This window comes from Micromonospora phaseoli, assembly GCF_900109115.1.
Lineage (GTDB): Bacteria > Actinomycetota > Actinomycetes > Mycobacteriales > Micromonosporaceae > Micromonospora > Micromonospora phaseoli.
Genome location: NZ_FNYV01000005.1, coordinates 149,024 through 169,837 on the forward strand (window position 1 = coordinate 149,024; position 20,814 = coordinate 169,837).

The 20,814-nt window shown below is 70.9% G+C and carries 21 protein-coding genes and 1 tRNA gene; 18 read left to right on the top strand and 4 right to left on the bottom strand.

From position 1 onward, the window contains the following. Positions 1 to 66 precede the first annotated feature (66 nt). The 6 genes from rsmA (at position 67) to BMY89_RS14940 (ending at position 5,509) form a co-directional block, all read left to right on the top strand. Complete coding sequence (gene rsmA / locus BMY89_RS14920) at positions 67 to 939, top strand: 16S rRNA (adenine(1518)-N(6)/adenine(1519)-N(6))-dimethyltransferase RsmA (protein ID WP_092380576.1); 873 nt, start codon at positions 67 to 69, stop codon at positions 937 to 939. Between the two features lie 32 nt (positions 940 to 971). Next, positions 972 to 1,106, top strand: a complete 135-nt coding sequence (locus BMY89_RS31350) for a hypothetical protein (protein ID WP_269766867.1) — start codon at positions 972 to 974, stop codon at positions 1,104 to 1,106. After that, entirely contained in the window at positions 1,103 to 2,050 is a 948-nt protein-coding gene (locus BMY89_RS14925) for a 4-(cytidine 5'-diphospho)-2-C-methyl-D-erythritol kinase (RefSeq protein ID WP_092380577.1), read from the top strand. The genes BMY89_RS31350 and BMY89_RS14925 overlap by 4 nt, the downstream gene beginning before the upstream one ends. A gap of 276 nt (positions 2,051 to 2,326) precedes the next feature. Next, positions 2,327 to 4,135 (top strand): ABC-F family ATP-binding cassette domain-containing protein, encoded by a 1,809-nt coding sequence (locus BMY89_RS14930; RefSeq protein ID WP_092380826.1) that lies wholly within the window; start codon positions 2,327 to 2,329, stop codon positions 4,133 to 4,135. Between the two features lie 132 nt (positions 4,136 to 4,267). Next, a complete protein-coding gene (locus tag BMY89_RS14935; RefSeq protein WP_092380578.1) occupies positions 4,268 to 4,723 on the top strand; it encodes a DUF4383 domain-containing protein in 456 nt (151 codons plus the stop codon). A gap of 306 nt (positions 4,724 to 5,029) precedes the next feature. After that, complete coding sequence (locus BMY89_RS14940; RefSeq protein ID WP_092380579.1) at positions 5,030 to 5,509, top strand: DUF4383 domain-containing protein; 480 nt, start codon at positions 5,030 to 5,032, stop codon at positions 5,507 to 5,509. A 33-nt stretch (positions 5,510 to 5,542) separates the two neighbouring features. Here BMY89_RS14940 and BMY89_RS14945 read toward each other — a convergent pair whose 3' ends face one another. Beyond that, positions 5,543 to 6,232: a TetR/AcrR family transcriptional regulator gene (locus tag BMY89_RS14945; RefSeq protein WP_092380827.1), complete on the bottom strand. Its 690-nt coding sequence runs from the start codon at positions 6,230 to 6,232 to the stop codon at positions 5,543 to 5,545. Between the two features lie 113 nt (positions 6,233 to 6,345). Then, positions 6,346 to 7,305, bottom strand: coding sequence for an acyl-CoA desaturase (locus BMY89_RS14950; RefSeq protein WP_092380828.1), 960 nt, complete (start codon positions 7,303 to 7,305; stop codon positions 6,346 to 6,348). A gap of 104 nt (positions 7,306 to 7,409) precedes the next feature. On the opposite strand from BMY89_RS14950, the gene BMY89_RS14955 reads away from it, so the two are divergent. The 9 genes from BMY89_RS14955 (at position 7,410) to BMY89_RS14995 (ending at position 15,637) form a co-directional block, all read left to right on the top strand. After that, positions 7,410 to 7,703 (top strand): helix-turn-helix domain-containing protein, encoded by a 294-nt coding sequence (locus BMY89_RS14955; RefSeq protein WP_092380580.1) that lies wholly within the window; start codon positions 7,410 to 7,412, stop codon positions 7,701 to 7,703. A 255-nt stretch (positions 7,704 to 7,958) separates the two neighbouring features. Continuing rightward, positions 7,959 to 8,029 (top strand) — tRNA-Gln (locus tag BMY89_RS14960). Between the two features lie 33 nt (positions 8,030 to 8,062). Then, positions 8,063 to 9,640, top strand: a complete 1,578-nt coding sequence (gene glmU / locus BMY89_RS14965) for a bifunctional UDP-N-acetylglucosamine diphosphorylase/glucosamine-1-phosphate N-acetyltransferase GlmU (RefSeq protein WP_092380581.1) — start codon at positions 8,063 to 8,065, stop codon at positions 9,638 to 9,640. Between the two features lie 60 nt (positions 9,641 to 9,700). Further along, positions 9,701 to 10,681 (top strand): ribose-phosphate diphosphokinase, encoded by a 981-nt coding sequence (locus tag BMY89_RS14970; RefSeq protein WP_092380582.1) that lies wholly within the window; start codon positions 9,701 to 9,703, stop codon positions 10,679 to 10,681. Positions 10,682 to 11,018: 337 nt separating this feature from the next. Next, a complete protein-coding gene (locus BMY89_RS14975; protein ID WP_092380583.1) occupies positions 11,019 to 11,708 on the top strand; it encodes a 50S ribosomal protein L25/general stress protein Ctc in 690 nt (229 codons plus the stop codon). 121 nt (positions 11,709 to 11,829) lie between these two features. After that, positions 11,830 to 12,420, top strand: a complete 591-nt coding sequence (gene pth / locus BMY89_RS14980; RefSeq protein WP_092380584.1) for an aminoacyl-tRNA hydrolase — start codon at positions 11,830 to 11,832, stop codon at positions 12,418 to 12,420. 114 nt (positions 12,421 to 12,534) lie between these two features. Beyond that, positions 12,535 to 13,368, top strand: a complete 834-nt coding sequence (locus BMY89_RS14985; protein WP_092380829.1) for an inositol monophosphatase family protein — start codon at positions 12,535 to 12,537, stop codon at positions 13,366 to 13,368. Between the two features lie 74 nt (positions 13,369 to 13,442). Continuing rightward, positions 13,443 to 14,354, top strand: a complete 912-nt coding sequence (gene cysD / locus BMY89_RS14990) for a sulfate adenylyltransferase subunit CysD (protein ID WP_092380585.1) — start codon at positions 13,443 to 13,445, stop codon at positions 14,352 to 14,354. Further along, positions 14,354 to 15,637, top strand: a complete 1,284-nt coding sequence (locus tag BMY89_RS14995; RefSeq protein WP_092380586.1) for a sulfate adenylyltransferase subunit 1 — start codon at positions 14,354 to 14,356, stop codon at positions 15,635 to 15,637. The genes cysD and BMY89_RS14995 overlap by 1 nt, the downstream gene beginning before the upstream one ends. A gap of 132 nt (positions 15,638 to 15,769) precedes the next feature. Here BMY89_RS14995 and galK read toward each other — a convergent pair whose 3' ends face one another. Next, positions 15,770 to 16,939 carry a galactokinase gene (galK, locus tag BMY89_RS15000; RefSeq protein WP_092380587.1) on the bottom strand — a complete coding sequence of 390 codons (1,170 nt, stop codon included), beginning with the start codon at positions 16,937 to 16,939 and terminating at the stop codon, positions 15,770 to 15,772. Beyond that, on the bottom strand, positions 16,936 to 17,865 hold the full coding sequence (gene galE, locus BMY89_RS15005; protein WP_372433287.1) for a UDP-glucose 4-epimerase GalE: 930 nt from the start codon (positions 17,863 to 17,865) through the stop codon (positions 16,936 to 16,938). Before galE ends, galK begins: the two co-directional genes overlap by 4 nt. A 225-nt stretch (positions 17,866 to 18,090) precedes the next feature. Between galE and BMY89_RS15010 the strand changes: the two genes are divergently transcribed. Genes BMY89_RS15010 through BMY89_RS15020 form a run of 3 tightly spaced genes read left to right on the top strand, consistent with a single transcriptional unit; the run spans position 18,091 to position 20,754 of the window. After that, positions 18,091 to 19,089, top strand: coding sequence for a hemolysin family protein (locus BMY89_RS15010; RefSeq protein ID WP_092380830.1), 999 nt, complete (start codon positions 18,091 to 18,093; stop codon positions 19,087 to 19,089). A 33-nt stretch (positions 19,090 to 19,122) separates the two neighbouring features. Further along, the gene (gene trpS, locus BMY89_RS15015; protein ID WP_092380589.1) at positions 19,123 to 20,148 is read left to right on the top strand and encodes a tryptophan--tRNA ligase; all 1,026 of its coding nucleotides are present in this window, start codon (positions 19,123 to 19,125) and stop codon (positions 20,146 to 20,148) included. A 36-nt stretch (positions 20,149 to 20,184) separates the two neighbouring features. Beyond that, complete coding sequence (locus BMY89_RS15020) at positions 20,185 to 20,754, top strand: 2'-5' RNA ligase family protein (protein ID WP_092380590.1); 570 nt, start codon at positions 20,185 to 20,187, stop codon at positions 20,752 to 20,754. Positions 20,755 to 20,814: the final 60 nt, after the last annotated feature.

Below are 20,814 nucleotides of genomic sequence, written 5' to 3' on the forward strand. Positions count from 1 at the left end.
GAGGGGGCCCCTCCTATACACGAGGCGTTAATAGGGGGCCCTTCCTTACCCCGTAGGGTGTCGGGTATGGCCGCAGACCTGCTCGGCCCGGCGGAGATCCGGGACCTCGCCGCCCGGCTCGGCGTCGCACCCACCAAGCGGCTCGGCCAGAACTTCGTGCACGACCCGAACACCGTCCGCCGGATCGTCACCGCCGCCGGGCTCACCGGAGACGACGTGGCGCTCGAGGTCGGCCCCGGGCTCGGCTCACTCACTCTCGCCCTGCTGCCCGCCGCCGCCCACGTGCACGCCGTCGAGATCGACCGGACCCTGGCCGGCGCGCTGTCCGACACCGCCGCCCGGCACGCCGGCCCGCTTGCCGCCCGGCTGACCGTGCACCACGCCGACGCGCTCCGGATCACCGCCGCCGACCTGGCCGATCCGGCACCCACCGCGCTCGTGGCCAATCTGCCTTACAACGTCGCCGTACCCGTGGTGCTGCACCTGCTCGCCGAGCTGCCCAGTCTCCGGCACGGACTGGTGATGGTGCAGAAGGAGGTCGCCGACCGGCTCGTTGCCGGTCCCGGTTCCAAGGTGTACGGGGTGCCGTCGGTCAAGCTCGCCTGGTACTCCCACGCGCGAGCCGCCGGGAAGGTGCCACCGAACGTGTTCTGGCCGGTGCCCAATGTCGACTCCGGTCTGGTCGCCTTCACCCGGCGCGAGCCGCCCCGCGCCGACGTACCTCGGGCGCAGGTCTTCTCCGTGGTGGACGCCGCTTTCGCGCAGCGCCGCAAGACCCTGCGCGCCGCGCTGGCCGGCTGGGCCGGTGGTGCCGACCGGGCCGGCGCGGCGCTCGTCGCCGCCGGGGTCGACCCCGGCGCACGCGGCGAGTCACTCACCGTCGAGCAGTTCGCCGCCGTCGCCGCGTCGGCCCCCAGCCGTACGCCCGCAGCGCAGTAGGCTGACGCCGTGCCCGTCGAGGAGGTGTACGAGTGACCGCGCAGCCGATCGATCCCGGCGTGTCCGGCATGTGGTGCCGGTACGAGCTGGTCGCCGACTCCGTCGAGGAGCTGATCGTGACCAAGCCGTTCGACGTGCGGTTGCCCGTCCGGGACCTCACCCCGTGACCGAGGCCTGGCGACCGGATGACGACGAGCCGCGCGGGGCCAGCGGTCCGGTCCGGGTACGGGTGCCCGCGAAGGTCAACCTGCACCTGGGGGTCGGCCCGCTGCGCCGGGACGGCTACCACGAGCTGAACACCGTCTACCACGCGATCTCGATCTACGACGAGCTGACCGCACGGCGGGGCGACACGCTCACCCTCACCATGGAGGGCGAGGGCACCGGCGAACTCGCCCTCGACGACTCCAACCTCGCCATCCGGGCCGCCCACGCCCTCGCCGGGTACGCCGGCGTGATGCCGCACGCCCGGCTGCACCTGCGCAAGCAGATCCCGCTCGCCGGTGGGCTCGCCGGCGGCAGCGCCGACGCGGCCGCCGCCCTGGTCGCCTGCGACGCGCTCTGGGGCACCGGACTGTCCCGCGACGAACTCGCCGGCATCGCCGCCGACCTCGGCTCGGACGTGCCGTTCCTGATCTACGGCGGCACCGCGCTGGGCACCGGCCGGGGCGAAGCGGTCAGCCCCGTCCTGGCCCGCCCCACCTCCTGGCACTGGGTGCTGGCATTCGCCGACGGCGGGCTCTCCACCCCGCAGGCGTACCGGGAGCTCGACCGGCTCCGCGAGACCGGTTCCGCCGGGGCGCCGCTCGGCAGCACCGACGGGCTGCTTGCCGCGCTCCGGCAGCGCGACCCCCGGGTGCTCGCCGCCACCCTCGGCAACGACCTGCAGGACGCCGCGCTGGCCATGCGCCCCTCGCTGGCGGCCACCCTCAAGGCCGGCGAGGCGGCCGGAGCGCTGGCCGGCGTGGTCTCCGGCTCCGGACCGACCTGCGTCTTCCTCACCGCCGACGCCGCCGACGCCGAACGCGTCGCAGCCGAGTTGGAGGCGGCCGGGGTGTGCCGACAGGCCCGCACCGCCCACGGTCCGGTCCACGGCGCCCGGGTCACCTGACCAGCGGGCGGTGATCCACACCGTTCCGCCGGGCTGGCGGTCTCGGAGCGCGGCGAACACCGCCATGCCAGCTAACCGGGGTTGATCACCAGGCCGGCCCCGGTCGCGGGCGGCCGGCGCGGGTACCCGACCCCGCCGCGTACCCTGGAATGCCAGGCGTCCCCAGGTGCCCGCCGGCACCGGGACGCCTTGGATTTTCGCGCGAACAGGGCGGTGGAGACGCGGCCGCCCCGCCAGCCATGCTCGCGCGAACTCTCAATCATGGAAGGTGGGTTCGTGGCCAACATCGTCAACCTGGACCGGGTGTCCAAGGGCTACGGCGCGGCCGGGCAACTGCTCACCGACGTCTCGCTCGGCCTCGACGACGCCGACCGGATCGGCGTCGTCGGGCTCAACGGTGCCGGCAAGTCCACCCTGCTGCGGCTGCTCACCCGCATCGAGGAACCCGACGACGGCCGCGTCACCCACCGGCGCGACCTACGGGTCGCCTGGCTGCCACAGAACCTCACCCTCAGCCCCGACGCCACCGTCCGGGACGTCGTGCTCGGCACCGTTTGGCTCGCCGAGAGCATGGGCGCCGAGCACGAGTGGGCCGGCGACTCCGGCGTACGCGCCATCCTCGACGGGCTCGGCATGCCCCACCTCGGCCTCGACGCCCAGGTCGGGCCGATGTCCGGTGGCGAACGCCGCCGGGTGGCGCTGGCCGCCCTGCTGGTCCGCGACGCCGACCTGCTCATCCTCGACGAGCCCACCAACCACCTCGACGTCGGCGGCGTCGACTGGCTGGCCCGGCACCTGCTCGGCCGCAAGGGCGCTCTGGTGGTGGTCACCCACGACCGGTGGTTCCTCGACGCCGTCTGCACCACCACCTGGGAGGTCGCCGACCAGGCCGTCCACGCCTACGAGGGCGGCTACGCCGCCTGGATCCTCACCCGCGCCGAACGGGAACGGGTCGCCGCCGCCACCGAGGCCCGACGGCAGAACCTGCTCCGCAAGGAGATCGCCTGGCTGCGTCGCGGCCCGCCGGCCCGCACCTCCAAGCCGAAGTTCCGCATCGACGCGGCCAACGCGCTCATCGCCGACGTGCCGCCACCGCGCGACACCATGTCCCTGCAGCGGCTGGCCACCGCCCGGCTCGGCAAGCAGGTGTACGACCTGGAGCACGTCCGGCTGCACGCGGGCCCCAAGACCATCCTCGACGACACCACCTGGCAGGTCGGCCCCGGCGACCGGGTCGCCATCCTCGGCGCCAACGGCGCCGGCAAGACCACCCTGCTGCGGATGCTCGCCGGCGTCACCCGCCCCGACGGCGGCCGGCTGATCACCGGCTCCACCGTCCGCCCCGCGTTCCTCTCCCAGGAACTCACCGAACTCCCCAGCGAACTGCGCGTCCTCGAAGCGGTCGAGGAGGTCGCCCGGCGGGTACGCCTCGGTGACCGGGAGATCTCCGCGGCCCAGCTCGCCGAGGTGTTCGGCTTCGACGACCGGCGCCTCTGGACACCGGTCGGCGACCTCTCCGGAGGCGAACGCCGCCGGTTGCAGATGCTGCGCCTGCTCGCCGGCGAGCCGAACGTGCTGCTGCTCGACGAGCCCACCAACGACCTCGACACCGACACCCTGGCCGCGCTGGAGGACCTGCTCGACTCCTGGCCCGGCACGATCGTGGTGGCCAGCCACGACCGCTACCTCATCGAGCGGGTGACCGACGCGGCGTACGGGCTGCTCGGTGACGGTCGGCTGGTGCACCTGCCCGGCGGTGTCGAGGAGTACCTCACCCGGGCCGCCGACCTACCCGGACCCGGCCGGAGCGCCGTACCCGCCGCGGCAACCAACGGCCAGCCGGACGGCAGCGGCGGAATGAGCGCCGCCGAGGCCCGGCAGGCCCGCAAGGAGCTGGCGCGCCTGGAGCGGCAGGTCGGCAAGCTGGAGCAGAAGGAGGCCACGCTGCTCGACCAACTCGCCACCAACGCCACCAACTACACCAAGGTCGCCGAGCTGGACGCCCAGCTCAACCAGGTACGCGCCGAGCGGGAACAGGTCGAGGAGGCGTGGCTTTCGCTGGCCGACGACATCCCGACCGGCTGAACCAGCCGGCTGACCGGCCGCCGGCGAGGCAACGACCCGCGCTCGCCCTGGACCACCCCGTGTGCGGCGTCACACCGTAGGGTGCGGGAGAATCGCCCACGACCCTCACCCAACGGCGTTGGAGACACAGCCATGGCCCACACCCCCGTCAACCACCCCGCGCGGCCGATCTACCGGGCGATCGGCGGGCTGTCCGGTCTGTACCTGGTGGCCTTCGGTGCGATCGGCTTCATCACCAGCACCGGCGACCCCCTCTTCGGCCGGGGTGACACGCAGTTCCTCGGCCAGGGCACCAACCTCGGGTTCTCGCTGTTCAGCATCGTGGCCGGAGCGATCGTGCTGGTCGGCACGGTCATCGGCCGCAACCTCGACGTGCTGATCAACCAGTGGATGGCGTACCTGATCATGGTGGTCAGCCTGGCCGGCCTCGCCTTCATCCGCACCGAGGCGAACATCTTCAACCTGAGCGTCGCCACGGTCGTCGTCCTGATGGTGCTCAGCCTGGTGCTGCTGATGGCCGGCATGTACGGCAAGGTCGGCACCGACGAGGAGCGGGAGAGCTGGGAGAAGGCCCGCCTCGTGCTCTGAGCCCGAGTGCTGGTTGGCGCTGGTGGTTTCCCTGGTGGTTTCCCTGGTGGTTTCCCTGGTGGTTTTCGCCGGAGCCCGACCCGCTCCGGGCGGTCAGGCTTGATCCCTGCGCGGGCCGGGCTCCGGCGAAAACCTGTCGGGGTTTCGCTGGTACCGGGCCTGGCGGCCGGTGGACGGAGGTACCAACGGGGCCACCTCGCGGGTGCGGCCCGGGTAAGTTCGATCTGGCTGATTGGGCGGTTTTGGGAGTGGGCGGCGGCAGATGGGGGACAATGTCCCTATTGTTGTCGTCAGCGTGGAGGAGTCATGCCGCACCTGCCGGTGAACCATCCCGCGCGACCGGTCTACCGAGCGCTGTCCGCTCTGATCGGGCTCTACATCCTGGTCTTCGGCGTCTGGGGCACCGCCCTCACCTGGGGTGAACCGCTCTTCGGCCGGGGCAGTAACTGGGCCCTCGGGCTCCGTACCAACCTGGCGTTCTCGCTGGTCTCCATCGCCTTCGGGATCGTGCTCATCGTGGGCGCGTCCCGGCGCAACAACCTCGGCCACTACATGAATCTCACCGCCGGGGTGGTCTTCCTGGCCACCAGCATCCTGATGATGTCGGTGCTCCAGACGGATGCCAACTTCCTGAACTTCTCGATGTCGACCGTGGTCGTCTCGATGCTCTTCGGCCTGATCCTGCTCGGCACCGGGCTCTACGACAAGGTCGGCGCGCCCGAGGACGCCGAGGCCGAACGGAACCGCCGCTACCACCCGGTCGCCGAGATCCACCGTCGAAGCTGACCGGGGCGATCGGACGACGCCCGCCCCCGCCGATCAGCGTACGCGGGTGGTGATCAGACCCGGCTTGGCCTCCAGATTCGACAGCCCGTTCCAGGACAGGTTCACCAGGTGCGCGGCCACCGTCTCCTTACGTGGCTTGCGCACCTCCAGCCACCAGCGGCCGGTCAACGCCACCATGCCCACCAGCGCCTGCGCGTACAACTCGGCGAGCTTCGGGTCGTACCCCCGGCTGGAGAACTCCGCGCCGAGGATGTGCTCCACCTGATGCGCGACGTCGTTCATCACGCTGCTGAAGTTGCCGGTCGCGGAGAGCACCGGCGACTCCCGCACCAGCACCCGGAACCCGCTCGTCTCCTCCTCGATGTACCCGAGCAGGGCCAGCGCGGCCTGCTCCAGCAACTCTCTCGGATCGCCCGCGGTCAGTGCCGTGGTGATCCGATCCAGCAGGGAGCGGACCTCCCGGTCGACCACCACCGCGTAGAGCCCCTCCTTGCCGCCGAAGTGCTCGTAGATCACCGGCTTGGACACCTTCGCGCGGGACGCCACCTCCTCGATCGAGGTGGCGTCGAAGCCGCGCTCGGCGAAGATCTGCCGACCGATCGAGATCAGCTGCTCGCGGCGCTGCGCCGCCGACATGCGTACCCGGGAGGTCGGCTTGGCCGACGCGGCGGGTACCGCCCGCCGTCGGCGCTTGGCGCCCTCGTCGCCTGGGGCCTGCGCCATCTCGTCACCTCGCCGGCGCTCGGTGACGCCCTGTCGTGGGATGCTGCCTGCGTTCTGCCCGGTCACCTGAACATACTGTCAGGTAACTTGCTGGATCGGCGCCCGCTCAGGGCCTAGGTGGTCACCCGGTCCGCCGGCTTCGCCAGCTTTGCCGTGATCCGCTCCGGCTTCGGCCAACGGACGTCCCAGGCCGCGCCCACCTTCTCGAACAGCCAGATCACCCGGGCCGAGATGTCGATCTGACCCCGCAGGACACCGTGTCGCGCGCTCGTCGGGTCAGCATGGTGCAGGTTGTGCCAACTCTCCCCGAAGGAGATCAGCGCCAGCGGCCAGAAGTTCGCCGCCCGGTCGCCGTGGCGCATCATGAACGGCCGCTCGCCGTACACGTGGCACACCGAGTTGATCGACCAGGTGACGTGGTGCAGCAGCGAGATGCGGACCAGACCGGCCCAGAACAGCGCCGTCAGCGCGCCCTGCCAGGACCACGTCAGGAGCCCACCCATCAGCGCCGGCCCGAGCACCGACACGATCACCATCACCGGGAAGAGTCGGTCCATCCGCCTGATGTCCCGGTCCGCCAGCAGGTCCGGGGCGAAGCGCTCCCGGTTCGACAACTCGCGCCCGAACAGCCAGCCGATGTGCGCGTGGAACAGTCCCTTGGTCAGGCCGCGCAGGGTGGCCCCGAACCGCCACGGCGAGTGCGGGTCCCCCTCCAGGTCGGAGAACGCGTGGTGGCGACGGTGGTCGGCCACCCACTGGATGATCTCGCCCTGCACCGCGAGCGAGCCGGTGGCGGCCATCGCGATGCGCAGCCAGCGCTTGGCCTTGAAGGATCCGTGGGTGAAGTAGCGGTGATACCCGACGGTGATGCCCAGCCCCGACACGACGTACCAGAAGGCCGCGACGCCCACGTCGACCCAGCTGAGCCAGCCGCCCCAGGCCACCGGGACGGCGGCGATCAGCGCCGCGAACGGGATCAGCACGAAGGACCACAGGGCGATCAGGATGCCCCGCGACTGGGTGCCCTGGGTAAGCGGTTTCGGGCCGGTCGGGTCGAGCAGGGCAGCAGACATGGGCACCTCCACGGGACGGTGGTGATCGCGAAAACTACGCCTACGTCACCGTAACTTAAGCTGCGGGTAGATCACATCAGGCAGCGACACGGGCGGATACCCATGTGTCGTACGGTCGTTCTAACCTGCGCTTTACGGCCGACTTCGACGCCGCCGAGGTGCGCCGGCTGCGCACCGAGGAACAGCAGTCGGTGCCGGAGATCGCGCAACGGCTCGGGGTGAGCCGGTCCACGGCGTACCTCTGGGTTCGGCATCTTCCGCTCGACCGGGATCCGGCGCAGGAACTGGAGCGTCGCCGCGCCCACTCGAAGACCGTGACCGCCGCGCAGTGGGGAGAGCACCGCCGCGCCCGGGACGCCGCCCGCGCCACCACGGTGGCTGCCAGCGCCGCTGGGTGAAGGAACTGTTTTATCGAGAGTTGGGTGCCGGCTGAAACCTCCCAGCCCACGACCTTGCAGCGGCACCGTCCCGGCACCGTCCGACTGAACACGGCCGAAACCTATCGAGGATGCCTGGTGGTCGAGGTACCCCGCTCGCGTCGGCTGTACGGGAAGATCGAGGGGATCATGAAGGGGATGAGCGATGGTGCTCCGGCAGCGGGACGCTAAGGTGTAGGGGTTCGGCTAGCAGTGACTTTTGTCCGTTATAGACCTTCCCGGGTCGTCTAATGGCAGGACGTCAGGTTTTGGTCCTGATTATAGGGGTTCGAATCCTCTCCCGGGAGCTTCCACTGATCCGCAGCTAATGTCTGGTTAGCATGGCCGCGAGAGACTGTCCGCGTTCCGACGGGAGCCACGTCGTGTCCGAGCCCCACTCCCGCACCGTCGTCGTGCTTGCCGCCGGTGAGGGCAAGCGGATGAAGTCGTCATTGCCGAAGGTGTTGCATCCGCTACTCGGTCGGACGCTGGTCGGCCACGTGCTGACCGCTGCCGGCCCGCTGACCGCGGCGCGCACCCTGGTGGTGGTGGGGCACGGCGCGGACCAGGTCCGCGACCACCTGGCCGCGATCGCGCCGGAGGCGACCGCGGTCCTGCAGGCCGAGCAGCTCGGTACCGGGCACGCGGTGCGGATCGCACTGGAGGCCGCTCCCGAGGTGACGGGCACCGTCGTGGTGCTCAACGGCGACGTGCCGCTGCTGCGGCCGGAGACGGTCGCCGAGTTGGTGGCGGCGCACGAGAGCGAGGGTGCGGCGGCGACCGTGCTCGCCGCCGAGGTGCCGGATCCGACCGGCCTCGGTCGCATCGTGCGCGACGGCGCGGGTCGTCTCGAACAGATCGTCGAGCAGCGTGACGCCACTCCCGTCCAGCTCGCCGTCCGGGAGATCAACGCCGGCATCTACGCCTTCGACGCGGCCCGGCTGCGGGACGTGCTCGGCAAGCTTTCCACCGACAACGACCAGGGCGAGGAGTACCTGACCGACGTCTTCAAGATGCTGGTGTCCGCCGGCGAACCGGTGGGGGTGCACCTGGCGGGCGATCACACCGAGACGCTCGGCTGCAACGACCGGGTGGAGTTGGCGGCGCTGCGTCGGCTGCTGCGTGATCGGGTCAACGAGCGTTGGATGCGCGCCGGGGTGAGCCTGCTCGACCCGGAGACGACCTGGATCGACGTGACGGTGGCCCTGGACCGGGACGCGGTGGTCGACCAGAACACCCAGCTCCGTGGCGGTTCGGTGGTCGGCAGCGGCGCGGTGGTCGGGCCGGACGTCACCCTGATCGACACGGTGGTCGGGCCGGGCGCAACCATCCTGCGCAGCCACGCGGTCGGTGCCGAGGTCGGCCCGGATGCCAGCGTCGGACCGTACGCGTACCTGCGGCCGGACGCGCGGCTGGCGGAGCGGTCGAAGGTCGGCACCTTCGTCGAGGTGAAGAACTCCGAGCTGGGCGCCGGGGCGAAGGTGCCCCACCTGTCGTACGTGGGTGACGCGACGATCGGGGCGCGGGCGAACATCGGCGCAGCGACGATCTTCGTGAACTACGACGGGGTGAACAAGCACCGCACCGTGGTCGGCGAGGCGGCCTTCGTGGGTTGTGACACGAGCCTGATCGCGCCGGTCGAGGTGGGTGCCGGGGCGTACGTGGCGGCGGGCAGCGCGATCAGCAACGACGTGCCGCCCGGTGCGCTGGGGGTGACCCGGGCGCCGCAGCGCAACGTGGAGGGGTGGGTGGCGCGTAAGCGGCCGGACACCGCTTCGGCGGCGGCGGCCGAGCGTGCCCAGCGGGGCACGCAGGGTGCTCCGGCCCCGACCTCGTCCGCAAGCGAAGGTGAGGCAATCCACGGCACCGCCGCGTCGGTGGGCGGCACGCCCGGCGCGGGAGATACTGCAACCGAATAGTCCCCGGCCGACCACCACCGTGGCCGGGTACCACCGACCTAAACGGGAGCAGACGGGCCCATGGGCAGCATCGTCGCCGAAAACCGCAAAAGCCTGATGCTCTTCTCCGGACGTGGTTTTCCGGAGCTGGCCAGAGAGATCGGTGAGGTGCTCGGCGTCGCGCCGACGCCGACCGACGCGTACGAGTTCGCCAACGGCGAGATCTTCGTACGGTTCAAGGACTCGGTGCGTGGTTCGGACGCCTTCGTGGTGCAGTCGATCACGCATGGGGTCAACACGTGGGTCATGGAGACCCTGATCATGATCGACGCGTTGAAGCGCGGTTCGGCCAAGCGGATCACGGTGGTCCTGCCGTTCTATCCGTACTCCCGTCAGGACAAGAAGCACCGCGGCCGGGAGCCGATCTCGGCCCGGCTGGTCGCCGACCTGATGAAGACGGCGGGAGCGAACCGGATCCTCACCGTGGACCTGCACACCGCGCAGATCCAGGGTTTCTTCGACGGCCCGGTGGACCATCTCTTCGCGATGGACATCCTGGCCGAGTACGTGGAGCGCAAGTACGCGGGCCGGCCGATGACAGTGGTCGCGCCGGACTCGGGCCGGGTGCGGGTGGCCGAGCGGTGGACCGACCGGTTGGGTGGCTGCCCGTTGGCGTTCATCCACAAGACCCGGGATCCGTTGAAGCCGAACCAGGTGGTGGCGAACCGGGTGGTCGGTGAGGTCGAGGGCCGGGTCTGCCTGATCGTCGACGACATGATCGACACGGGTGGCACGATCAGCAAGGCCGCCGACATCCTGAAGGAGTCGGGGGCGGCGGACGTGATCGTGGCGTCCACCCACGCGCTGCTCTCCGACCCGGCGACGGAGCGGTTGAAGAACAGCCCGATCAGCGAGGTCGTGGTGACCAACACCCTTCCGTTGCCGCCGGAGAAGCAGCTCGACAAGATCACCGTGTTGTCGATCGCGCCGCTGCTGGCCCGGGCGATCCGTGAGGTGTTCGACGACGGCTCGGTGACCACGCTCTTCGGTGGGCTGAGCTGAGCGCGGTGGGCTGAGCCGAGCGCGGTTCGCCGCGTGGTGGCCCGGTGTCGGACGGGTCGGCCGATGTGGTCGGCTCGTCCGGGTGCCGTGGCGCGCCGGCCGTCCCGCCGGTGTGTGGGGCCGCATCCGGGGACTGCCGGATGCCAGGGAAACCGCTCGGGTAGACTGGTGCGGTTGCCACGGCGAGGGTGCCCTGCGGGCCGCTGAGAAGCGCCGCACGGAGGCACCGTGATCGACGCGGTGCTCCGGGCAGTCTTTGACGCATGAGCCCCTGCGAGCCCCCCGCCCAGCACCGCCAGACGACAAGCTGCCGCAGCGAAGCATCAGGAGTTTCCCCGTGTCCGAGGTAAAGATCAGCGCCGAGCCCCGCACCGAGTTCGGCAAGGGTGGTGCCCGCCGTACCCGCCGGGCCGGCAAGGTGCCCGCCGTGCTTTACGGCCATGGCGAGAAGCCCAAGCACATCGCACTGCCGGCCCGTGAGTTCGCGGCCGCGATCCGCAAGGGCGGCGCGAACCAGCTCTTCGCGATCGACGTCAGTGACGGCACCCAGGCGCTGGCGCTGCCGAAGGCGATCCAGCGTGACCCGATCAAGGACACGTTCGAGCACGTCGACCTGCTGCTGGTGCGCCGGGGCGAGAAGGTCACCATCGATGTGCCGGTCCAGCTGACCGGTGAGGCCGCGAAGAACACCCTGATCGTGCACGACCACGACACCCTGTCGGTGACCGCCGACGCGACCAAGGTGCCGGATCACCTGGACGCCTCGATCGAGGGTGCCGAGCCGGGTGTCCAGGTCACCGCCGCCGACGTCGAGCTGCCCGCCGGTGTCGAGCTGGCCGCCGACCCGCAGCTGTTGATCGCCACGGTCACCGCCGCGCCGACCGCCGAGCAGCTTGAGGCCACGCTGCCCGAGGTCGAGCAGGCCACCGAGGAGGCCGAGGCCGAGACCGGCGAGGTCACCGAGGAGGGTGCCGAGGCGTCGGCTGCCGAGGCCGAGGCGGGCACCGAGGGCCGTACCGAGTCCTGATCGTTTCGCGGTTCAGTTTGCGGCAGGCGTCCCCGGTCTTCGGGGGCGCCTGCCGGCGTATCGGAGGATCGGCGGCCGGGGGCTGCGGTGAGCGCCGGCGGAGGCGGGAGGGGCGGGGCGCGTGACGGACGAGACCGGGCCGTGGTTGGTGGCCGGCCTGGGCAACCCGGGCCGGGAGTACGCGGGCAACCGGCACAACGTCGGGTTCCTGGTCGTCGACCTGTTGGCCGCTCGGCTGGGCGGGAAGTTCGGCCGGCACAAGCGGGCGGCGGCGGAGGTCGCCGAGGGGCGGCTCGGCTTGGGCGGGCCGAAGTTGGTGCTGGTCAAGCCGCTGACGTACATGAATCTTTCCGGCGGACCGGTGGCGAGCCTGGCCCAGTTCTACAAGGTGCCGCCGGGGCGGGTGATCGCGGTGCACGACGAGTTGGACATCGGCTACGGCCAGCTGCGGATCAAGTGCGGCGGTGGTGAGGGCGGTCACAACGGCCTGCGGTCGATGTCGAAGTCGTTGGGCACGAAGGACTACGTGCGGGTGCGGTTCGGCATCGGTCGACCGCCGGGACGGCAGGATCCGGCGGATTACGTGCTGTCGGACTTCGCCCAGGTGGAGCGCAAGGAGCTGGACTTTCTGGTGGACCGGGCGGCGGACGTGGTGGAGTCCGTGGTCACCCGGGGCGTGGAGCCGACGCAGAACCTCTACCACGCGAGCTGAGGACGGGTCGTCGCGGCCGGGTGCGGTGGCGGGCCGGTAGTGTGCGGGTTCGGCGGCCGGGCGGGGTCGGTCGCTCTGCGTGCGCGGATCGTGGCGAGCGACGGGAGCGGGAGCATGAGCGGTCCACCGATGATCGACGGCGCGTTCGCGCGGTGGCTGGCGGCCCAGGCCGGTGCGGCGCTGGTGGGTCTGCGGGCGGAGATGGGGTTCTCGGACGCCGGTGCGCTGAAGGCGGCGGGGGACAAGGTCTCGCATGACCTGATCCGGACCGAGTTGGCCAAGTGGCGCCCAGGTGACGGGGTGCTCTCCGAGGAGGACGAGGGTTCCCGGCTGGCGTGGGCGGCCGAGGTGAACTCCGCCAGCGTTTCCCGGCTGACCGCCGACCGGGTCTGGATCATCGACCCGCTGGACGGTACGCGGGAGTTCAGCGAGCAGGGGCGGGTGGACTGGGCGGTGCATGTGGCGCTCTGGACGCGTCACGCGTCCACCCCGCACGGTCTGGTTGCTGGTGCGGTCGGGCTGCCGGCCCAGCATCGGGTGTTGGGTACGGACGTTCCGCCGGCCTATCCGCCGATGACGCCGGAGGCGGCGACCATGGGCGGCGCCCGGCAGCTGCGGTTGGCGGCCAGCCGGAGCCGGCCGCCGGTGTTCCTGACCGACCTCGCGGAGGAGGTCGGTGCGCATTTGGTGCCGATGGGCTCGGCCGGTGCGAAGATCGCCGCGGTGATCACCGGTGAGGTGGACGCCTACATCCACGCCGGCGGGCAGTACGAGTGGGATTCGGCGGCACCGGTGGCTGTGGCGACGGCCACCGGACTACATGCTTCCCGGATCGACGGTTCTGCGCTGAGATACAACGAGGCGGATCCACGTCTGCCTGATCTGTTGGTGTGCCGCAAGGATCTCGCCAGCCGGTTACTTGCAGCGCTGCACCGGCATTGCGGGTAGCCTGGCGCTACTTCCTGACATCCCCGACCGGAAAGGTCTGGAAAGCGGATGAGTGAGCGAATCGAGCCCGGGTCATGACCGCGCCAGCGGCCTACCAGGTCACTCACCTTGACGCGCTGGAGGCGGAGAGCATCTTCGTGATGCGCGAGGTCGTCGCCGAGATGGAGCGGCCGGTGCTGCTCTTCTCCGGCGGCAAGGACTCGATCGTCATGCTCCGGCTGGCGCAGAAGGCCTTCGCGCCGGCCCAGGTTCCCTTTCCGGTGATGCACGTCGACACCGGCCACAACTTCCCGGAGGTGCTCGACTACCGCGATCGGCGGGTTGCCGAGCTGAGCCTGCAACTGGTGGTGGCCAGCGTGCCGGAGGCCCTGGCCAGTGGGCTGGTCCGGGAGTCGGCGGACGGGATGCGCAACCGGATCCAGACGCCGGTGCTGCTCGAGGCGGTGGAGAAGCACCGCTTCAACGCGCTCTTCGGTGGTGCCCGGCGGGACGAGGAGAAGGCGCGGGCCAAGGAGCGGATGTTCAGCTTCCGCGACGAGTTCGGCCAGTGGGATCCGAAGAATCAGCGGCCGGAGCTGTGGGCGCTCTACAACGGGCGGCACCACCCGGGCGAGTCGATCCGGGTCTTCCCGCTCTCCAACTGGACCGAGCTGGATGTGTGGCACTACATCGCCCGGGAGCGGATCGAGTTGCCGTCGATCTACTACGCGCACGAGCGTGAGGTGGTCGAGCGCGACGGGATGCTCTACGCGGTCAACGATTTCCTGCCGGCGCGGGCGGGCGAGGAGCGGTTCAAGGCGCGGGTGCGGTATCGCACGGTGGGCGACGCCTCGTGCACGGCGGCGGTCCGTTCCGACGCGGACACGGTCGAGAAGGTCATCGAGGAGGTCGCCGCGACCCGGATCACCGAGCGCGGGGCGACCCGGGGTGACGACCGGGTCAGCGAGGCCGCGATGGAGGATCGCAAGCGGGAAGGCTACTTCTGATGACCACCACCGAGGTCCAGGCCCGGCCGATGGATCTGCTGCGTTTCGCCACCGCCGGCAGCGTGGACGACGGCAAGTCGACGCTGATCGGCCGGCTGCTCTACGACACGAAGTCGCTGTTCACCGACCAGTTGGCCGCGGTGGAGGCAGTCAGCGCGGCCCGCGGCGACGAGTACACCAACCTGGCGCTGCTCACCGACGGTCTGCGGGCGGAGCGGGAGCAGGGCATCACGATCGACGTGGCGTACCGCTACTTCGCCACGCCCCGACGCAAGTTCATCATCGCGGACACCCCAGGGCACATCCAGTACACCCGGAACATGGTCACCGGGGCCTCGACCGCGGACCTGGCGCTGATCCTGGTGGACGCCCGCAAGGGGCTGGTCGAGCAGTCTCGGCGGCACGCCTTCCTCTGCTCGTTGCTGCGGGTGCCGCACCTGGTTCTCTGCGTCAACAAGATGGATCTGGTCGACTTCTCCCAGGACGTCTTCGAGCGGATCGCCGACGAGTTCACCGCGTTCGCCGCGAAGCTGGACGTCCCGGATCTGACGGTGGTGCCCGTCTCGGCCCTGAAGGGTGACAACATCGTCACCCGCTCGGAGAACATGCCCTGGTACGAGGGGCCGGCGTTGCTGCACCACCTGGAGCGGGTGCACATCGCCAGCGACCGCAACCTGGTCGACGTCCGTTTCCCGGTGCAGTACGTGATCCGGCCGCAGTCGAGGGTGGTCACCGACTACCGGGGCTATGCCGGTCAGGTCGCCTCGGGTGTGCTCAAGCCGGGTGACGAGGTGATGGTGCTGCCGTCGGGCTTCACCAGCCGGATCGCCGCCGTGGAGACCGCCGACGGTCCGGTCGCGGAGGCGTTCCCGCCGATGTCGGTGACGGTGCGTCTGGAAGACGAGATCGACATTTCGCGGGGCGACATGATCTGCCGGCCGAACAACGCCCCGGCGGTCGCGCAGGACATCGAGGCGATGGTCTGCTGGATGGACGAGACCCGCCCGTTGCGGGTGGGCGGCAAGTACGCGATCAAGCACACCACCCGTGCGGCGCGGGCGATCGTCCGGGGCCTGCACTACCGTCTGGACATCAACTCCCTGCACCGGGACGACTCGGCGGGCGAGTTGCGGCTCAACGAGATCGGCCGGGTCCGGTTGCGGACCACGGTCCCGTTGCTGGCCGACGAGTACCGCCGCAACCGCACCACGGGTGGGTTCGTCATCATCGACGAGGCCACCAACCGCACGGTCGGCGCCGGCATGATCGTCGAGACCGCCTAACCCCCCTCCCCTCTTTCCCTCCCTCCTCCTCCCTAGTTGATCAAGAGGTTTTGGTCGGGATCCAGCGTGATATCTGACCAAAAGTTCTTGATCACCGGGTGGGGTGGGGTGGGGTGGGTGGGGTGGGGTGGGTTAGGGGAGGCGGGTGGCGCCGGTGGACGGGGTCACGGTGAGGTGGTCGGGGGCGGTGAAGCCTCGTTGGGCGTACGCGGTGGTGACCGCGGCGGCCACCTGGTCGGCGTCGGCGGCGTCCACCAGGGCGAGTACGCAGCCGCCGAAGCCGCCGCCGGTCATCCGGGCACCGAGCGCTCCGGCCGCCAGCGCCGCCTCGACGGCGGTGTCCACCTCGGGCACGGTGATGGCGAAGTCGTCGCGCATGGAGGCGTGCGAGGCGGTGAGCAGCCCTCCGATGCGGCGGATCCGCCCGTCGCGGAGCAGTGCGACGGTCTCCAGCACCCGCTGGTCCTCGGTGACCACGTGCCGGACCCGACGGCGGGTCTCGTCGTCGGGCAGCCGGGCCAGCGCGTCGTCGAGTTCGCTGGCGGGCACGTCCCGCAGCGCGGGCACGCCGAGCAGCCCCGCGGCCCTCTCGCAGGTGGCCCGGCGGGCCGCGTACTCGCCGTCGGCGTGTCGGTGTGGGGCGCGGCTGTCGATCACCAGTACCGCGAGACCGGTGCGGGCCAGGTCGAACGGGATGTGCTCCACCTGCTCGCTGCGGCAGTCGAGGAAGAGGGCGTGTCCGGTGCGGCAGCGGATCGTCGCCGACTGGTCCATGATGCCGGTGGGCGCGCCGACGTAGTGGTTCTCGGCCCGCTGGGCGAGCCGGGGCTGGTCCTCGGCGGGCAGGTTCAGCCCGCCGAGGTCGACCAGCGCGGTGAGCACGGCGGCCTCCAGGGCGGCGGAGGAGGAGAGCCCGGCGCCGAGTGGCACGTCGGAGGCGATGGCCAGCCGGGCGCCGGGTACCCGGTGGCCCGCCTCGCGCAGCGCCCATACGACGCCCGCCACGTACGCCCCCCAGCCGGTGACCCGGCCGGGGGCGGCCACCTCGTCGGCGCCGAAGGCGACGGTCTCGCCGGTCAACTCGGACCAGACGGTCCAGGCGTCGTCCGCCTGGGTCGCGGCGGCGGCCACGGTACGCAACGGGAGCGCGAACGGCAGCACGAAGCCGTCGTTGTAGTCGGTGTGCTCGCCGATCAGGTTGACCCGGCCGGGAGCCGCCCAGCGGCCGGCGGGTGCTTCGCCGTACGCCGTCTGGAAGCCGGTGGTGGCGCGGTGGGCGACGTCGCGGTGGCGGTCGCTCACCGGCGGTCCACCAACCGCGTGCGGTAGAACGCCCAGGCGTCGGTGACCATGTCGTGCAGGGTCGGCTTGCGGGGTTCCCAACCCAGCTCGGCGCGGGCCAGCGCCGACGAGGCGACCAGTTCGGCCGGGTCGCCCTCGCGGCGGGGCGCCACCTCGACCGGCACCGGGTGTCCGGTGACCTCGCGGACGACCTCGACCACCTGACGGTTGGTGAAGCCGTTGCCGTTGCCCAGGTTGTAGACCCGGTGCTGCCCGGCCCGCGCCACGTCGAGGGCGAGCAGGTGGGCGCGGGCCAGGTCGGCGACGTGGATGTAGTCGCGGACGCAGGTGCCGTCGGTGGTGGGGTAGTCGTCGCCGAAGAGTTGCAGCTTCTCCCGTCGTTCGGCGGCCACCTCCAGCGCGATCGGGATGAGGTGGGTCTCGGGGTCGTGCCGCTCGCCGAGGGCGATGTCGCCGTCGAGGTGGGCCCCGGCGACGTTGAAGTAGCGCAGTGAGACGGCGGCCAGGCCGTGTCCGATCGCCTCGGAGGTGAGCGCCATGTCGACGGCGAGCTTGGTCGCGCCGTACGTGTTGGTCGGCGCTTTGGCGGCGGTCTCCGGGATGGGCAGTTCGGTGGGGTTGCCGTAGACGGCGGCGGTGGAGGAGAAGACCAGCCGCGGTACGCCGGCGGCCCGCACCGCGTCGAGCAGCGCCAGCGAGCCGACGGTGTTGTTGTGCCAGTACTTTTCCGGGGCGACCATCGACTCGCCGGCGGCGATCAGCGCGGCGAAGTGCAGCACGCCGTCGAAACCGGCCTGCGGGGTGAGCACGCTGGCCGCGTCGTGGATGCCGGCCTCGACGTGGATGGCGTCGGGGGCGAGTGCTTCCCGGTGGCCGGTGCGCAGGTCGTCCAGGACGACCACCTCGTGTCCGGCGTCGAGCAGCATCCGGGTCGCCACGCTGCCGACGAAGCCGGCGCCGCCGGTGACGAGCAGTTTCACGTCGGTATTCCTCCTAGCCGGGCCCGTCTGGTCGTAGCCTCGCGCTGATCACCCTACGGTGGCCGGTTGCGCCCACGCTTTCCCTGCGGCCGGTCCATTCCACCACGAACGAGCACATCTAAACAGAGTCGAACACTCCCGGAGTGGGTGCCGCTGGTTACCATCACTTCCATGCGGGCAGCGCGTCAGCGCGTACGCCGGCGGCGCGGCCACGATCGGCCCCGCCGCCAACCCGGCCCGCTGGCCCGAGCGGTCGCCCGGGTGGTCGTCCGGGCCGCCGACGGCACCCTTCGGCTCGTCACCGAACTGCTCGGGGCGGGCCCGGCCGCCGGCCGCGAGCGGATCAGCGAGGCGGAACTGCGGGACCTGGTCGCCGCCAACACGGTGCTCGACCCGGTGGGTCGCCGCATCATCGACGAGGTGCTGGTGGCGGGCGCGCGTCTGGTCCGTGAGGTGATGATGCCCCGCACCGAGGTGGTCTTCCTCTCCGCCGCGTCGACCATCGCCGAGGCGGAACCCATGGTGCGGGCCGGTCCGCACACCCGCTACCCGGTGGTCGACGGCACCCACGACGACGTGGTCGGTGTCGTGCACGTGCGCGACCTGCTGCTGGGACCGGACCGGGAGCCGGGCACCACGGTCGGTCAGCTGGCCCGCGAGGTGATGCGCCTGCCGGCCAGCAAACGGGTGCTGCCCGCGCTGACCGAGATGCGGCGGGAGGGGCACCACCTGGCCGTGGTGGTCGACGAGTACGGCGGCACCGCCGGCATCGTCACCTGCGAGGATCTGGTCGAGGAGTTGGTCGGGGAGATCCACGATGAGCACGCCGACGCAGCCGATCCCCCGCTCGGCGGGCTTCCGGCGGTGGTGGAGGGGCGGCTCAACCTCGCCGACTTCGCCGATCGCACCGGCGTGCCGCTGCCCGGCGGGCCGTACGAGACGGTGGGTGGTTTCGTGATGGCCGCGCTGGGACGGCTGCCGGCGCCGGGCGACGAGATCGCGGTGCCGGCCGACCCGGCCGACCGGCCGGACGGCGGCTGGCTGCTGCGGGTACTGACCCTGGAGGGACGGCGGGTGGCCCGGCTCGCGGTCACCGCCGCCCGCCTGCCCGAACAGCGACGCGAGGCCGTCGCCAGCATCGAGCGGGCCCGACCCGCCGGCCCGTCATGACGTACGGCGGGTGTTGCTGACAGAATTGCCGGCATGTCCGATGTTCCCGTCCGCCCCCGCGTCTTCTCCGGCATCCAGCCGACGGCCGACTCGTTCCACCTCGGCAACTACCTCGGCGCGGTGCGGCACTGGGTGGCGTTGCAGGAGTCGCACGACGCGTTCTACTGCGTGGTCGACCTGCACGCCATCACCGCGGGGCACGACCCGAAGGTGCTGCACCAGCGTTCCCGGGTGGCCGCCGCGCAGCTGCTCGCGGTCGGGCTGGACCCGGAACGCTGCACCCTGTTCGTGCAGTCGCAGGTGCCCGAGCACGCGCAGCTGGCCTGGCTGCTGGGCTGCATCACCGGCTTCGGCGAGGCCAGCCGGATGACGCAGTTCAAGGACAAGTCGCAGAAGCAGGGCAACGAGCGGGCCAGCGTCGGCCTGTTCACCTACCCGATCCTGCAGGCCGCCGACATCCTGCTTTACCAGGCCAACGCCGTACCGGTGGGCGAGGACCAGCGTCAGCATCTGGAGCTCTCCCGCGACCTGGCGCAGCGGTTCAACTCGCTGTTCGGCAGGACCTTCACGATCCCGGCGCCGCACATCGTCAAGGCCACTGCGAAGATCACCGACCTGCAGGACCCGACGGCGAAGATGTCGAAGTCGTCCTCGTCGCCGGCGGGCATCGTGGACCTGCTCGACGATCCGGCCCGCTCGGCCAAGAAGATCCGTTCGGCGGTGACCGACACCGGCCGGGAGATCGTCTTCGACGAGCAGACCAAGCCCGGAATCTCCAACCTGCTCACCATCTTCTCGGCCCTGAGCGGACGCGACATCGACGACCTGGTCGCCGCGTACGACGGCAAGGGCTACGGCGACCTGAAGAAGGACCTGGCCGAGGTGGTCCGGGAGTTCGTCAGCCCGATCCAGCAGCGCACCCGTTCGCACCTCGACGATCCCGCCCAGCTGGACAAGCTCCTCGCCGCCGGCGCGGAGAAGGCCCGCGCGGTGGCGGCGCCGACGCTGCGTTCCGCGTACGAACAGGTGGGGTTCTTCCCGCCGGTACGCGGCGAGTGAGCGTCCGCGCGAGGGCGGCGGTGCGGGCACGGATCGATGGCCGGAGGGGTGGCGCGGAGCGTGGATCAGGGGAACGGATCGTCGACGACCGGCGACACCGTCGAGATCGGCATCGCGGTGGACATTCCGGAGCCGTGGGGCAGTGTGCTGACCCGGCGGCGGCTGGAGGCCGGTGACCCGAACGCGGTGCAGGCGCACGTCACCCTGCTGGGGCCGACCGAGATCCCGATGACCGCGCTGCCCGCGGTGGAGCGGCACCTCATCCAGGTCGCCGCCGCCCACCTGCCGTTCACCCTGCACCTGCGGGGCACCGGCACGTTCCGGCCGGTCACCCAGGTGGTCTTCGTCGCGGTGGCCGCCGGGATCAGCGAGTGCGAACTGTTGGCAGCCGCGATCAACGCCGCCCCACAACTGCGCCGGGAACTACGTTTTCCCTACCATCCACACGTGACGGTGGCGCAGGACGTCGCGCCGGAGGCGCTGGACCGGGCGTACGAGGACCTGGCCGACTTCTCCGCGATCTTCGAGGTGGAGTGCTTCACGCTCTTCTCGCACAGCGGGCAGACGCGGTGGCAGCCGCGCCGGGACTTCCGGCTGGGTGGTTGACCCGTCCGGTGGCGGCCGTCCGGTTTCGTAACCGACGGGTTCCGGGCGGGCCGATCAAAG

Bases quoted from the DNA above. Each gene is read 5' to 3' on its own strand.
- rsmA (WP_092380576.1), top strand. From the start codon at position 67: ATGGCCGCAGACCTGCTCGGCCCGGCGGAGATCCGGGACCTCGCCGCC.
- BMY89_RS14935 (WP_092380578.1), top strand. From the start codon at position 4,268: ATGGCCCACACCCCCGTCAACCACCCCGCGCGGCCGATCTACCGGGCG.
- BMY89_RS14940 (WP_092380579.1), top strand. From the start codon at position 5,030: ATGCCGCACCTGCCGGTGAACCATCCCGCGCGACCGGTCTACCGAGCG.
- BMY89_RS14945 (WP_092380827.1), bottom strand. From the start codon at position 6,232: ATGGCGCAGGCCCCAGGCGACGAGGGCGCCAAGCGCCGACGGCGGGCG.
- BMY89_RS14950 (WP_092380828.1), bottom strand. From the start codon at position 7,305: ATGTCTGCTGCCCTGCTCGACCCGACCGGCCCGAAACCGCTTACCCAG.
- glmU (WP_092380581.1), top strand. From the start codon at position 8,063: ATGGCCGCGAGAGACTGTCCGCGTTCCGACGGGAGCCACGTCGTGTCC.
- BMY89_RS14970 (WP_092380582.1), top strand. From the start codon at position 9,701: ATGGGCAGCATCGTCGCCGAAAACCGCAAAAGCCTGATGCTCTTCTCC.
- BMY89_RS14985 (WP_092380829.1), top strand. From the start codon at position 12,535: ATGAGCGGTCCACCGATGATCGACGGCGCGTTCGCGCGGTGGCTGGCG.
- cysD (WP_092380585.1), top strand. From the start codon at position 13,443: ATGACCGCGCCAGCGGCCTACCAGGTCACTCACCTTGACGCGCTGGAG.
- BMY89_RS14995 (WP_092380586.1), top strand. From the start codon at position 14,354: ATGACCACCACCGAGGTCCAGGCCCGGCCGATGGATCTGCTGCGTTTC.
- galE (WP_372433287.1), bottom strand. From the start codon at position 17,865: ATGCTGCTCGACGCCGGACACGAGGTGGTCGTCCTGGACGACCTGCGC.
- BMY89_RS15010 (WP_092380830.1), top strand. From the start codon at position 18,091: ATGCGGGCAGCGCGTCAGCGCGTACGCCGGCGGCGCGGCCACGATCGG.
- trpS (WP_092380589.1), top strand. From the start codon at position 19,123: ATGTCCGATGTTCCCGTCCGCCCCCGCGTCTTCTCCGGCATCCAGCCG.
- BMY89_RS15020 (WP_092380590.1), top strand. From the start codon at position 20,185: ATGGCCGGAGGGGTGGCGCGGAGCGTGGATCAGGGGAACGGATCGTCG.